Origin of the sequence: Flavobacterium cheongpyeongense, from assembly GCF_003202435.1 — a bacterium.
Taxonomy (GTDB): domain Bacteria; phylum Bacteroidota; class Bacteroidia; order Flavobacteriales; family Flavobacteriaceae; genus Flavobacterium; species Flavobacterium cheongpyeongense.
On the sequence record NZ_QJHK01000001.1, the window covers coordinates 220,294 to 235,254 of the forward strand.

Here is a 14,961-nt window from a genome sequence, read left to right on the forward strand (position 1 = left end):
TAGCGACTTTATATTTTCATTACTTTAATTTGAATTCATAAACATTTCCCCCAATTTTATTTGTTTTTTCATCAGCAATGAATAAAGTGTTATTGTCTTTAAAAACGATGGCTTCTTTTTGCGAAAAATGGTTTAGACTTATTTCTGTTTGAGATCCTTTGTGAAATTGATTTCCGGTAAAGTCTTTGAATAAAACGATTTTGTCATGGCTTAATAGAGCAACTTTCTTTCCGTCAGGGCTGATGGTTGCACTGGTCAAAACACAATGATTATAATTGTTACAGGTTTTGAATTTACCTATTCGAACCGCTTCTTGAGTACCTGGAGCATTTTTAATTTTATAAATAAAAGCCGTTCCGTCAAAACCTTTGCTTCGGTTTTTGGTGAAAAGATAAAAATAACCATTTTGTTCAAAAAAGCCTTCAACATCATAAAACAACTCTTTTTTCTTTGGAGGAAATTCAGTTTGTTCGGGATATGAAAAAGAAACTTTATATTCAGAAACTGCATTTTCTTTATTTAATTCACCTTTTGCAACTTTATAGATACACAAGTCCTGACGTTTGTTGTCATTGTTGCCAAAATCACCAATGTAAATATTTCCTTCCTTGTCTTTTGTGATATCTTCCCAATCTGTATTTACAGCATTGGTAATAGCAATGGTTTTTTCTAATTTCCCTTCTGGATTTAGGGCATAAATTTCATTTTTATTACCACTGTCTTCCAAGGTGTAAATCATATTGGTTTCGGGAAAATAAGTAATGCCAGAGACTTCCTTTAACTTTTTCGGAAGTGAATAAAGCGTTTTTAAATCAGTATTGGATTGTTGTTGACAGGCTAATAAAACTATAGAAATTCCAAACAAAAAAAACTTTTTCATAGATTATTTATTTTTAAACCAAATTAGTGTTTTTAAAATTACGTGTTATAAATTCGAATGCGGCATGCATAATATGTCCCATTGATCTGGCATTTTTAAATTTCATGTCGTTGGTATAACGGTACAATTCCATTTTTAGCTGATTCAGATGTTCTTCTGTAGAAATGGTATCGTGGCACATAATATTCAAAAGCTTTTTAATTCTGTTTTCTGCCGAGTGAATACGTTTTGCCAAAATAGCGCGCTCTTCATCTTTATATTGAAAAATAGAACGCTCTTCAAGTTTGTCCTTAATTAGTTTTATCATGGGATAATTTTCTTTGAAAAACTGTGGACGATACACTTTGAAATTGCCTTCATAACATTGCTGGTCAAAATCTATCGGTCGTATTTTATAAACAACCTGATCAAAATCATGAATCGGCACAATTACATAATTATAAGCTCTCATGTCGCCCAATAACCGAATCATACAGCGTTCGTTAAATTTCACAAACTCCTTTGCTATTTGGGATTTCTCAGTTTCGGTACAGGAATCCAGTAAAGTATCCATGAAAACATCACCCGGAATTCCGATAATATGTTCTTCGATCAACGTATTGTTGTAAACCAGAAAATTGATTTTATCCGGTGAAAGGATATCTTCTAATTCCAGACCGTAAATTCTTGAAGCATCTGCTTTTTTGATGTAAAAGTGAACATAATTGTCATTTAGGATATTTCGTACTTTAATTCGGAAAGGTTTTGAATTCCCAAAAGTACAATAGTCAATGGCATCAATATTTAAGTACTGAATAATTTCGCTGTTTCCATCTGAATGTAAAAGAGAATAGATTTTTTTTAGGTTCAGGTCAATTTCATTCCTTTCAAATTCATTATAGTAAACCCTGATCCATAAAGTATCGACATTATGTTTGTCATATACATTTATAGAACCCGAGAAACGCAATAAATCATCATAAAACACAGAAACTTTTGAGATTCGTTCGTATCTTTCCAGATAACTTAAAAGGGATTGTGTTAAAGGATAAGAAGGTTTTTTTAACAGCATTAAAGGCTCGTTCATTTTCAATATCTTTAATGCAAATTTACATTAATTTATTTTCAGGAGTAACAAAAAGAAAGTTGAAACGTCTTACTAAAAACTAAAATCAAAATAAATTTGGAAACCATACTTAGAATTGAGAATCTTCATAAAAGATATGGGCGGATTCAGGCTCTTAAAAATATATCTTTTGAAATACAAAAAGGACGCGTTTATGGTATTTTAGGACCAAACGGAAGCGGAAAATCGACAACTTTAGGTATTGTGCTGAATGTTGTAAACCGAACATCAGGGAATTACAGCTGGTTTGGCGGTAAAATGCAGACACACGAAGCTTTGAAAAAAGTGGGTGCTATTATAGAACGCCCCAATTTTTATCCTTATATGACCGCTGAAGAAAACCTGAAATTGGTCTGCAAAATAAAAAGCATTGATTATTCTAAAATCCTTGAAAAACTCGATTTGGTAGGTTTAACAGAAAGAAAGAATAGCAAATTCAGTACTTTTTCGCTTGGAATGAAGCAGCGTCTTGCCATTGCTTCAGCACTTTTAAATGATCCGGAAATTTTAATTTTAGATGAGCCCACAAATGGTTTAGATCCACAGGGAATCCATCAGATTCGGGATATTATCAAAAAAATTGCTTCTCAGGGAACTACCATTTTACTGGCTTCGCATTTATTGGATGAAGTTGAAAAAGTTTGTTCGCATGTAGTTGTTTTGCGAAAAGGGGAGATGCTTTACTCAGGTTCTGTGGATGGAATGTCTGCAAATGAAGGTTTCTTTGAAATTCAGTCTGAAAATAATGAAGCTTTGAAGACTATTTTGAATGAGCATCCTGCTGTAGACAGGATTGCTGAAGAAGAAGGGAAAATTTTGGTTTATTTAAAATCAGAGTTATCTGCTTCCGAGTTAAATAGATTTCTATTTTCAAAAAATATTGCATTAAGCCATTTGGTGAAACGCAAAAATAGTTTAGAAGCCCAATTTTTAGAATTAACCAAAAACGCCAGCGTTCAAAATAACGAATCATGAACAGACTTATCTCTATAGAATTTCAAAAAATCTGGAAAAATAAAGCCAGTAAAGTATTAACACTGACTTATTTTATTTTACTTTCATTTATAGCTTTAATTGCGTCAATAAAATTTGATCTTGGGATTTTTAAATTCCATTTGGCCGAAATGGGAATTTTTAATTTTCCGTTTATCTGGCATTTTAATACGTATGTAGCTGCCTGGCTGAAATTTTTTCTGGCTATTGTAATTGTTTCCATGATGGCAAACGAATATAGCTATGGGACTTTAAAACAAAATTTGATTGATGGTTTAAGCAAAAAAGAATTTGTGTTGTCAAAATTTTTGACAGTAATACTTTTTGCGTTATGCTCTACCATTTTCGTTTTTGTTATGAGTTTAATTCTGGGATTATGTTTTTCATCTTATAACGAGTTTGATGTAATTTTAATGGATTTAGATTATCTGGTAGCTTTTTTTGTTAAGTTAACGTGTTTCTTTTCTTTTTGTTTGTTTTTGGGGATTTTAGTAAAACGCTCGGCTTTTGCATTAGGTTTTCTTTTAGTATGGCTTTTTATAGAATCTATTGCTAAAGGTATTTTAGCATTTTGGGTTTTTCCTAATAGCAATATAGATGAAAAAATCACTCAGTTTTTTCCTTTAGAGGCAATGTCAAATTTAATTATTGAGCCATTCACAAGATTTTCAGTAATTAAAACTATTGGCGCACAAATGGGCGTTGAAAATGTTAAAGACTATAGTGTTGATTACTTTTCAGTTCTGATTGTTTTAGTATGGACTTTCTTATTTGTTTATCTTTCATATAAACTGTTGAAAAAAAGAGATTTATAGTCTTCTGTATAATGTAGTTTTTTTTAGATTATTTGAATGTATTCGGAGAAATCATTTTGTAAAGAGTTGTAAAATAATATTTTGATTTTAAAAGTAATGCAAAAATTATTACTTTTAAAATATGCTAAAAAATATACTTTTATATCTTTCACTGCTGTTGTTGCCATTTTTGAGTTTTTCGCAATTTAGTAAAACTCATTATATTCCGCCTGTAGTGGCTTCATTTGGTGTGCCTGTAGGTGAGCAGTATATTTACATTTCTACTCCAAGTTTAACACCGGTTAATTTTAGCATAAACGAAATTGGAGGAGCATCTGTTAAAGGAATAGTTTCCAGGGATGCTCCTTATATTTTTGATATTAATGCGCACAATGCCAATCAACTGGTTCTTGATGAGTTTGAAGTGAGTACTATTAAATCCAATCAGGGGTACACTATTGAAGCAGGAGATGTTGTGTATGCCACTTTGCGAATTGCTGACAGGACTGGAAATCAGGCAAGTGAAATAGTATCAAAAGGGTTAGCTGCCCTGGGAACTCAGTTCAGAATTAGCGGACTAACCAACAAGTTTAATCTGGGCTATTCAGACAGACATTTGACATTTGCATCTGTTTTAGCTACTGAAAACAATACTACAGTCAATTTTAAAGACATTAAAACAGGTGCAGTTCTGATTAATAATATCCTTACGGGGAATTCGCTTCCGAGTATTACTCTCAATAGTGGTGAAAGTTATACTATTGCTGTACAAGGTCCTATTCCTGCGAATAATGATGCGCTTATTGGGGCATTAATTACGTCAAACAAACCGATAGCAGTAAATTGTGGTTCTTTTGCAGGGTCGAATGGCTTGATGACAAATAATGTAGATCTGGGAATCGATCAGATTGTGTCTGCAGAGAGAACCGGTACTGAGTATATATTTATTAAAAGTACAGGTTCACCGGATGTGGAAAAAGTCATATTAATAGCCCACGAAGATAACACTGAAATATTTCTAAACGGTTCTGCAACTTCAGATTATTCTATTGATGCTGGGGAATATATTTCGCTTTTAGGCTCAGATTATAATGCTCAGGGTAATCTTTATGTGCGCTCCAGCAAAAATATCTTTGCTTATCAGAGTATAGGTGATGATTTAAGAGGGGACGAGGCTAATCAGGAAATGTTTTTTGTCCCGCCTTTAAGCTGTCAGACGCCAAAATCAATAGACAATATTCCAGCCATTGAGTCGGTCGGCAATCGTGTTTTCAAAGGCAGGGTTACACTTACCACTAAAACAGGTTCAGATTTAAATTTTATAATAGATAAGGTTCCTTATACTTTGGCTGCACTTCGTAAAAAAGTAAATGTTTCGGGACCCACAACTGTTACAGGAAATTCAGAATATGAATGTTATGTTCTAACCGGGCTAACCGGAAATGTATCTGTTTTTTCGACTTCTCAATTGTACTTAGCAGCTTATGGAAATGATGAGGCAGCAACATTTGGGGGGTATTACTCTGGTTTTACTTTTAAACCTGAAATCAATTTTCAGCAATTAAATGTAACCCAATCGGGGTGTATTCCTAATGTCTGGCTTAATGTGAGTTCTGTGGCAGGTTTTGATGTGTTTCAGTGGTATTTTAATAATGCCGAAATCCCTGGGGCTGTTTCAAATTCATATTTTCCAACAGAACCGGGATATTATAAAGTAAAAGCAACATTGTCGGCCTGTGGTACGGAATTTTTTTCAGACGAAATTCCCGTTAGCGATTGTCCTGAGGATATGGATAATGACCATGCAAATGATAATATTGATTTGGATAATGATGAGGATGGCATAACAAATTGTACAGAATCTTTAGGAAATTATCCTGTAGATATTTCTACTACAAGTTCGAAAAATATTTCTATTGGTACTTACACTAATTCATTTACAGCATCTGTAAGTACTTCGATAACAGCAAGTGGTGTGCCTTTTACTGGGAATGCTAACGGAATTTTTGTGAGCGAAGTACCTCCTGGAAAAACGAATTGGGTAAAATATACGATGAATTTTGCTCAGCCCGTTTCAGTCGGACTAGATTATATTTCAACCGGAAATCCTGCTGATTTTCTGAATTCCACAGCTGAGTATACTGTGAATTCAGAAATAAATAAAACAGTAACGGTATTAAATCCAAACAATCAATTATTGATTGATACCAACTATGACGGTTTTTATGAAAGTGGTGTGACTGAATTTTCATCATTTGAAATTCGTTTCAGGTTAAATGGAGCTGTTCCATTAGCAGCTGGAACCGGAACTTTTAAGTTTTTAGCCCATGATTCTAAGATGATTACATTTAAACATCAGAATCTTTCTGATACAGCAATAAACAGAACAGCATTAAAATTTTATTTAGTTTGTGTTCCTAAAGATTCAGATCATGATGGGATTCCGGATCAGTTAGATTTAGATAGTGATAATGATGGGATTCCGGATGCTGTTGAAGCACAAGATGCAAACTTAAAAAATGTATTAAATCTTGATACCAATCACGATGGAATAGACGATGTTTATGGAAACGGACTAACACCGTCGGATTTCGATAAGGATAATGTTCCCAATTATTTAGATTTGGATAGTGATAATGACGGAATTTATGATTTGACAGAATCGGGAAGTAATGTGGCAGATATTAATTTAAATGGAGTAATTGACGGTAATAATTTTGGAGCAAACGGATTGGAAAATGCTATAGAAACCTTTTTGGAAAGTGGAAAACTAATTTATAACATAACAGATACTGATTGGGACGGCGTTTATAATTATGTAGAACAGGATAGTGATAATGATTTATGTTCAGATGTTATAGAAGCAGGATTCATTGATAGTAATGGAGATAATTATCTTGGCGCAATTTCTCCTCCGATAGTAAATAAAAACGGTATCGTTACAAGTGGAACAGCTTATACAAACCCAAATTTGAATTATACGATTGCTGCACCCATTGTTATTGATGAGCAACCGGAAAATAAATCGGTTTGTGAATTTCAAAATACAATTTTTGCAGTTGTCGCTACTTCAATTTCCGATTATCAATGGCAGATTTCCACAAATTATGGTGCAAGCTGGACTGACCTGGTTAATAATGCCACATACTCAGGAGTAAATTCATCATCCTTGACAGTTTCGAATGTTTTAAAATCAATGAATGCTTATCAATACAGAGTGTTTTTGAGACGAACAGGAAATTCATGCGGATTATATTCTAAAGCTGTAACTTTGGCAATATTAGCTTTGCCAATAATTAATTCACCGATAACTTTAGTACAATGTGACGATGATACAGACGGTATTTCGACATTTAATCTGACACAGAAAAATAATAGTATTTCATTAAATTCAACCTTGGAGACTTTTAGTTATTACACTACTAAGACAGCTGCAGAATCAAAAGATAGTTCGTTATTAATTACAAATCCCCTTGCTTATACCACTTCAGACAAAACAATTTATGTACGTATTGAAAATGCAAATGGCTGTTTTAGTGTATCGCAATTAAATCTGGTTGTTTCTGTGACTCAAATACCGAATAGTTTTAAAATTGCAGATTATCAGGTTTGCGATGATTTTATTGATGGAGTTAGTGCTGATACAGATGGAATTTCCAGTTTTGATTTTAGCAATGTAACGCAGCAAATCAAAAATACACTTCCGATTTCTGCAGCAAATTATACCATTAAGTATTATAAAAAGGAGAGTGATTTTCTTGCTGAAACCGATGCTTCAGGAAATTCATTAGCAATTACGAATATTGCAGATTATCGAAATATAGAATATCCAAATAATCAAAAAATATGGGCGAGAGTAGAAAATTCTATATCTAATGATTGTTTTGGATTTACAACTTTTGATTTAATAGTAAATTCGTTTCCAAATATAGATTTAAATAGGGACGGTTTAGAAAATGAAATTGTCTGTAAAAATCTGCCCGAATTTAGGGTAAAACTTGAAGCAGGAATTAATGACGGTACGCCTATAAATGATTATACCTATCAGTGGTATTTGAATGGAGATGTAATTTCGGGTTCAACAACTTATGCTATAGAAGTTAACAAAGAAGGGGTTTATAGTGTTGAGGTAAAAAATACAAATAATTGTTCGAGAACCCGAATAATAAAAGTTCTTGCCTCAGATATTGCTGAGATTACAGCTATTAAAGTCAGGGATTTAAGCGAGTATAATTCGGTTTCAATAGATGTGGCCGGACCCGGGGAATATGTTTATAGTATTACAGATTCAAATGGGCCTTATCAGGATTCAAGTTTATTCGAAAATGTCCCTGTAGGTTTTCATACTGTTTATATCAAAGATTTGAAGGGATGTGGAGTCACAGAAAAAGAAATTGCCGTTCTTGGAGTTCCGAAATTTTTTACTCCAAACGGAGATAGGCATAATGATGTATGGAAAGTCGAAGGTGTAAGTGCAGATTTTTTCTCAAAATCAATTATTTATATTTTTGACCGATATGGAAAAGTGATCACACAACTTTCTGGTTTAGATTCAGGTTGGGATGGTACTTTTCAGGGTAATCCATTGCCCGCAGATGATTATTGGTATCATGCAAAATTTGAAGATGGAAGGCAGGTAAAAGGACATTTTGCTTTGAAAAGATAAATCTTAAATTCCAAATTCTAAATAAAAAATTCAAGGCTTCATTAGACTAAAATTCTTTAAAAAAAAATCCCAAATTCCGTAAAAATTGGAATTTGGGATTTGTATATTAAAATTTAAAATGATTAGATTTTAAATCTTTTTCTATCAGTTTCTGTCAAATAGATTTTTCTCAAACGAATAGATTTTGGAGTTACCTCTACATATTCATCTTTTTGAATGTACTCTAAAGCTTCTTCAAGAGAGAAAATGATTGGCGGTATGATTCTCGCTTTCTCATCATTTCCGGATGAACGAACGTTAGATTGTTTTTTCTCTTTCGTTACGTTTACACACATATCATCTCCACGAGAGTTTTCTCCAATTACCTGACCTTCGTAAATTTCGGTATTTGGTTCAACAAAAAACTTACCACGATCTTGTAATTTGTCGATAGAATAAGGAATCGCTTTTCCTTTTTCCATAGAGATCAATGAACCTTTATTACGTCCGGAGATTTCTCCCTTGTAAGGCTCATATCCTATAAAACGGTGTGACATAATAGCTTCACCAGCTGTTGCAGTAAGCAATTGGTTACGTAATCCAATAATTCCACGAGATGGAATATTGAATTTAATAATCATTCGCTCACCTTTGGTTTCCATAGAAAGCATTTCTCCTTTACGAACTGTAACGAATTCAACTGCTCTTCCTGAAAGGTTTTCTGGTAAGTCGATTGTTAATTCTTCGATTGGCTCACATTTTTTGCCATCAATTTCTTTGATGATAACCTGTGGCTGACCGATTTGTAATTCGTAACCTTCTCTTCTCATTGTTTCAATAAGAACAGACAAGTGAAGTACACCACGACCAAAAACCATGAATTTATCTGCAGAATCAGTTTCACCTAACTTCATCGCTAAGTTTTTCTCTAATTCTTTTGTTAAACGTTCTCTAATATGACGAGAAGTTACAAATTTACCCTCTTTACCAAAGAATGGAGAGTCATTAATAGTGAATAACATACTCATTGTAGGCTCATCGATAGCAATAGATGCTAATCCTTCAGGATTTTCATGATCAGAGATAGTATCTCCAATTTCAAAACCTTCAATACCTACAACAGCACAAATATCTCCAGCAATTACTTCTGTAACTTTTTTACGGCCAAGACCTTCAAAAGTATGTAATTCTTTGATTCTTGATTTTGTTACAGTACCGTCTCTTTTTACCAAAGAAATTGGCATACCTTCTTTTAAAATACCTCTTTCAAGACGTCCGATAGCAATACGACCTGTAAATGCAGAGAAATCTAAAGAAGTAATCAACATTTGTGGTGTTCCTTCAGAAACTTTAGGAGCTGGCACATTTTCAACAACCATATCCAATAATGCTTCAACATTATCAGTTACGTTTTCCCAATGATCAGACATCCAGTTGTTCTTTGCAGAACCATAAACTGTTGGGAAATCCAATTGCCATTCTTCAGCACCTAATTCAAACATTAAGTCAAAAACTTTTTCGTGAACTTCTTCAGGAGTACAGTTTTCTTTATCAACTTTGTTGATAACTACACAAGGCTTAAGACCTAAATCAATCGCTTTTTGTAAAACGAAACGAGTTTGTGGCATCGGACCTTCAAAAGCATCCACTAGCAAACATACACCATCGGCCATGTTAAGTACACGTTCTACTTCACCTCCAAAATCGGCGTGACCAGGAGTGTCAATAATATTGATTTTCGTTCCTTTATATTGAACAGATACGTTTTTTGAAGTAATTGTGATACCTCTTTCACGCTCCAAATCGTTATTATCAAGAATTAAATCACCTGTGTTTTCGTTGTCACGAAATAATTGACAGTGATACATAATTTTATCAACCAAAGTGGTTTTACCGTGATCGACGTGGGCAATAATTGCAATGTTTCTAATAGATTCCATCTGAGATTTTTAATGGGTGCAAAGGTACACTTTATTTTGATATAAAAAACGTTTTGCAGATAGTTTACGTAATGCCAACGAATTAGTTTAATGAATACTTAAAAATTCTATAGCTTTAAAAGCATTTCAATTTGGTTAATTTTCCTATATTTGAGTGATGAAAAGTAAACCCAAACAAATTATACTGATCTATATTATCTTTTCGTTATTTATGGCAATCTTATGTCATAAATTTCTAGTTTACTATGCTTTAAAAACAGAATTCTTTTATTTAAGTTTTGTAAAGGATATTGCTTTTATATTTTTTACAGGTCTGATTTTTAATTATATTTTATCGAAAAATGAAAGTAGAAATATTGCTATTTTGAAAAAAATGCAATCTGCTAATGAAGAAATCAAGAAATCTAATGAAAAGTATGACATCGTTGCAAAAGCCACCAGTGATACTATATGGGATTGGAGGATTCCGGAAGATTACATTACGTGGAATAAAGGAATCGAAAATGTTTTTGGATATAAACAGGAAGAAGTAGGTATGACTTCGAAATGGTGGTTTGATAAAATTCATCCTGAAGATACTATAAAAATGTCTGTTAGATTATATTCGTTTATTGAACTTAAAACTGAAAAATGGCAGGATCAATACCGTTTCAGATGTGCCGATGGTACTTATAAATACGTTTTGGACAGAGGCTTTCTTTTAAAAGACGATAATGGTAAAGGTATCAGAATGATTGGAGCTATTCAGGATATTACAAAACAAAAGGAAGAAGAACAAAGGCTTAAACTGTTAGAAACAGTAATTACACAATCTAAAGATTCTATTTTGATTACTGAAGCAAATTCTACAGATGGTAAAATTCCTAGAATTGTTTATGTAAACCCTGCTTTCACTAAAATGTCAGGATATGAATCCGATGAAATTTTAGGGCAGTCGCCAAATGTTTTTAAAGGTCCTAATTCTGATTCTGAGGCCTTAAAAAAAGTATTAAAAGCAATCAAAGAAGAACAGGAATGTTTAATCGAAACGATAAGTTACAGTAAAAACAAAAGAGAATATTGGGTGCGTTTTTCGATGATTCCAATTTTTACTGTTGAAGGGGTATTGTCTCATTGGATATCTATTCAACAGGATATTACTGAGGAAAGAAAATTAGAAACTGAAAAAGAGCAATTAATCCGTGAATTGACTCAAAATAATAAGGATTTAAAACAGTTTTCTTATATCACGTCACATAATTTAAGAGCTCCGTTATCTAACTTGATGGGGCTGTTAAACTTAATAGAGGATATTCCTGTTGAAAATCCTGAGTTAGAAGAGATATTAGGCGGTTTTTATAAGTCGACACACCTTCTTAATGAAACGATTAATGATTTAGTAAAAGTGATCATTATAAAAGATAATCCTTCGATGCAAAAAGAGATGGTTTCTTTGAGTGAGGTTTTTGAAAATGTGTTTGGTCAGTTATCTTTTCAAATAGAAGCACATAAGCCAATAATAAAACTTAAATTAGATAAAGTCCCTTTACTTAATACCAATAAGGCATATATTGAAAGTATATTATTAAATTTGTTAACGAATTCGATAAAATATAAATCTGAGAATAGAAAATTAAAAATTTCTATAACTGCTGAAGAAATTGATCAAAGAGTTTTTTTGACTTTTACTGATAATGGAATCGGAATTGATTTAGAAAGAAATGGTGATAAAGTTTTTGGACTGTATCAAAGGTTTCATAATTATCCCGATAGTAAAGGCCTTGGTTTGTATCTTGTAAAATCTCAAGTTGAAACTATGGGAGGGACTATTAGTGTTAAAAGCGAGGTAAACAAAGGAACCTCATTTATCATATCATTTAAAAAATAAGTTATGTTGGAACAAATTTTATGTATTGATGACGACCCTATTACATTGATGCTGTCTAAAAAGGTGATTTCAAAGGCAGGTTTTTCTGATTTTATCAGTACAGCTCAAAATGGTGAAGAAGCGTTGTCATTTTTTAATACATTAAAGTATAGCAAAGATCAGCCAGTAAAAATACCTCAATTAATTTTTCTAGATTTAAATATGCCGATTATGGGTGGCTGGGAGTTCCTGGATCATTTTACAACTTCTGATTACGATGAATTTAATTCGGTAAATGTTATAGTTTTGTCCTCTACAATTAATCCTGAAGATTTAGCGAAAGCAAAAAAATATCCTATTATTATTGATTTTCTCTCCAAGCCTATAACATTACAAATGCTTGAATATCTGAAAAATAAAATTGAACTATAAATAAAAAACGGAAATTATATTTATAATTTCCGTTTTTTATTTTAAGTAAGTAAATAGAAAATGAATAGCTTCCTAGCTTTTTTCTTCTTTATTGAAATACACTAAGTAGTAATACATTTGTTTTTCTTCATCCCAGCCTTTTTCAACAAATTTCTCAGCACTTTCAGGATTAATGAAATCCATTTTAATCTGAATGTGAGTATCCAGATTAATTACATTTTTAATCGATTTTCTGGCGTCAGAAACAGCTGCATTGGCAATAGGGAATGAGGTTACATCCTCGATGCTGTATTTTTCTCCTTTATCAACTTTATAGTTTTTGAATTCAGGAATTAAATCAGGATTGTCCAGTACTTCATTCAGGAAATTTTGCTCTTCAAATTGATCATTTTTAGCAAAATAATTCACAGAACGGTTCATGAACATAACTTCTTCTTTTTTGTCTTCTGCCGGTAAAACCACGTCTTTTGCAAAGTTTTGGCAGAATTTTAAATATTTTTTGGTAATGAAATTTTCATCTTCAAAAGCATCAACAGATAAAAAATGCTCTAACCAGTAACGTGCATCATAACGGTTACTGTCTACTGTTAGAATTTTATAACCTTCTTCTTTTTTATAATTGAAAATCAAACATCCTTTATCTAATTTGCTTAGGTTGATTCCCTGTTGTAAAATCATTTCGAGATTACTGTCTTTTTCTTCAAACTGTAAAAAATCGGCTTGCAGCTCGCTTTTAAAAATCCCAATAGCATCAACAACATTATTGTCAATACTTAAATTGGTTAAATACGTGACATAAACCTCTCCATTTTTAATGTGTGGATGATTGGACTGTTCAAATAAATGTGTGGTAATTTTTTTTGAAATTTCTTGTAAATTGCCTGGATTATTAAAAATCTCCGTAGCATATTTAAACATGTCGTTGTAATCCAGATCGACTTCGTGTGCAAACTGATAATAGTTTTCTTCTTTTTCTCTAAAGGGTTTAAAAAAGTACTCTTTTATTAGAGGTACAATTTCATCATTTAAATTAAATGGCTGTTCCGATAAAAAAATCGCTTCGTTTCTGCTTTTGTTTCCTACACGATGAATCGCAAGCGTCTCGATGTGGGTGTTGAATAGGTTGATCATTTTTTTTATTTAGGTCCAAAGCAGCAAAGGTTCATAGGGACAAAGGTTTATTTACGGTCTTTTATTTTTCGAATAAAAGTACTTAACATTCGTTCAATTTCTTTACTGACTTTGTGTATTTGATTAAATTGATTTTCGTTTATAAATTTAAGATTATAAGAAACCTCCAATTGTGTTTGTATTTCAAATAATGAAGAAATTGCAATATTTAAAAATCGCAAATAATCATTGTCGCCATTTTTCCCGGACCCTTCTGCAATGTTACTTGGAATTGATATTGAACTTCTTCGAATTTGTGAAGTTAGTCCATAATTTCTTCTTTCGGTAATACAGATGTTAATTTGTAAATTTCTGTGACAAAGTTCATTGACTTCTGCCAAATTAAAAGATTTCTAAAGGTGCTCATATTTTTATGTTTAAAATTTAAAACATAAAAACAAAAAATATTCTTACAAAAAAAATAATTTAGATTATTGAGAAAATCTATGAACCTTTTGCAAATTTGAATTCTGTACCTAAAGAAAATTAATTCCAATTTTCCTCAAATCCAAAATCTTCAAAGCTGTCGTCGCCTTCAAACATATCAAGATCGTCTTCGTCTAAATCGTCTTCAAATTCCCCGTAAATATCGTCATGCATATCGGCTTCGAAGTTTTTTTCTCCGGCTTCATCTGGCATTTCTCCGTGTGAAAATAATGTTTCAGGATAAATTGCCCCAACAGATTCTTCTTCTATCGCAGCCAATTCAACTAAGAAAGTCCACATACTGATGAAATCATAAACATAGATAATTTTAGTGTTTTCTTTGTCTAAGATACTAGATAATGGATAATCATTCATAGTTCTTATTTCGCCTGGAATATCTCCGGTATCAAAAAGTGGAATTTCATCCTCCTGATTCCAGGTATCGTCGCAAGTGTAAAACGAAGCTACTTCTGATCCGTCAAAACCAAAAGCGTTGAAGATTGCATTGTGTAAATCTTCAAGTGTGTCGTCTTCAAGAATTGCGATGTCTCTGAATATATCTTCTTCGGCGTCCAGGATTACTCTAAATTTATAAACCATAATCTTTGTTTTTATTGAGACGTCAAAGGTAAAATATAAAAAACGAAATACGAATTAGGAATAACGATTTGTTGAAAAGATTTTTCATTGCCAGTCTGAGTTTAGGTAAATTCTAAAATTTAATTAGTAA

The 14,961-nt window shown here is 32.4% G+C and carries 11 protein-coding genes; 5 read left to right on the forward strand and 6 right to left on the reverse strand.

What is annotated here, in order from left to right; genetic code table 11:
- Positions 1 to 19: 19 nt before the first annotated feature.
- Together DMB65_RS00950 and DMB65_RS00955 are read right to left on the reverse strand one after the other, a co-directional pair.
- Entirely contained in the window at positions 20 to 880 is an 861-nt protein-coding gene (locus tag DMB65_RS00950) for an SdiA-regulated domain-containing protein (RefSeq protein WP_110304801.1), read from the reverse strand.
- Positions 881 to 893: 13 nt separating this feature from the next.
- The gene (locus tag DMB65_RS00955; RefSeq protein WP_110304802.1) at positions 894 to 1,946 is read right to left on the reverse strand and encodes a hypothetical protein; all 1,053 of its coding nucleotides are present in this window, start codon (positions 1,944 to 1,946) and stop codon (positions 894 to 896) included.
- 96 nt (positions 1,947 to 2,042) lie between these two features.
- Between DMB65_RS00955 and DMB65_RS00960 the strand changes: the two genes are divergently transcribed.
- The 3 genes from DMB65_RS00960 to DMB65_RS00970 all read left to right on the forward strand — a co-directional run bounded on the left by DMB65_RS00960 (position 2,043) and on the right by DMB65_RS00970 (position 8,438).
- Positions 2,043 to 2,960, forward strand: coding sequence for an ABC transporter ATP-binding protein (locus DMB65_RS00960; protein WP_110304803.1), 918 nt, complete (start codon positions 2,043 to 2,045; stop codon positions 2,958 to 2,960).
- Positions 2,957 to 3,793 (forward strand): ABC transporter permease, encoded by an 837-nt coding sequence (locus DMB65_RS00965; protein WP_110304804.1) that lies wholly within the window; start codon positions 2,957 to 2,959, stop codon positions 3,791 to 3,793. The genes DMB65_RS00960 and DMB65_RS00965 overlap by 4 nt, the downstream gene beginning before the upstream one ends.
- 121 nt (positions 3,794 to 3,914) lie before the next feature.
- Entirely contained in the window at positions 3,915 to 8,438 is a 4,524-nt protein-coding gene (locus tag DMB65_RS00970; protein ID WP_110304805.1) for a T9SS type B sorting domain-containing protein, read from the forward strand.
- 122 nt (positions 8,439 to 8,560) lie between these two features.
- Here DMB65_RS00970 and typA read toward each other — a convergent pair whose 3' ends face one another.
- Complete coding sequence (typA, locus tag DMB65_RS00975; protein ID WP_110304806.1) at positions 8,561 to 10,357, reverse strand: translational GTPase TypA; 1,797 nt, start codon at positions 10,355 to 10,357, stop codon at positions 8,561 to 8,563.
- Between the two features lie 373 nt (positions 10,358 to 10,730).
- Between typA and DMB65_RS00980 the strand changes: the two genes are divergently transcribed.
- Both DMB65_RS00980 and DMB65_RS00985 read left to right on the forward strand, forming a co-directional pair.
- Positions 10,731 to 12,224: a PAS domain-containing sensor histidine kinase gene (locus DMB65_RS00980; protein WP_230470575.1), complete on the forward strand. Its 1,494-nt coding sequence runs from the start codon at positions 10,731 to 10,733 to the stop codon at positions 12,222 to 12,224.
- Between the two features lie 3 nt (positions 12,225 to 12,227).
- Positions 12,228 to 12,635: a response regulator gene (locus DMB65_RS00985; protein ID WP_110304808.1), complete on the forward strand. Its 408-nt coding sequence runs from the start codon at positions 12,228 to 12,230 to the stop codon at positions 12,633 to 12,635.
- 72 nt (positions 12,636 to 12,707) lie between these two features.
- Here DMB65_RS00985 and DMB65_RS00990 read toward each other — a convergent pair whose 3' ends face one another.
- The 3 genes from DMB65_RS00990 to DMB65_RS01000 all read right to left on the reverse strand — a co-directional run bounded on the left by DMB65_RS00990 (position 12,708) and on the right by DMB65_RS01000 (position 14,831).
- On the reverse strand, positions 12,708 to 13,766 hold the full coding sequence (locus DMB65_RS00990; protein WP_110304809.1) for a nucleoid-associated protein: 1,059 nt from the start codon (positions 13,764 to 13,766) through the stop codon (positions 12,708 to 12,710).
- A 47-nt stretch (positions 13,767 to 13,813) separates the two neighbouring features.
- Positions 13,814 to 14,146: a four helix bundle protein gene (locus DMB65_RS00995; protein ID WP_317048101.1), complete on the reverse strand. Its 333-nt coding sequence runs from the start codon at positions 14,144 to 14,146 to the stop codon at positions 13,814 to 13,816.
- A gap of 145 nt (positions 14,147 to 14,291) precedes the next feature.
- Entirely contained in the window at positions 14,292 to 14,831 is a 540-nt protein-coding gene (locus DMB65_RS01000) for an IS1096 element passenger TnpR family protein (protein WP_078226189.1), read from the reverse strand.
- Positions 14,832 to 14,961: the final 130 nt, after the last annotated feature.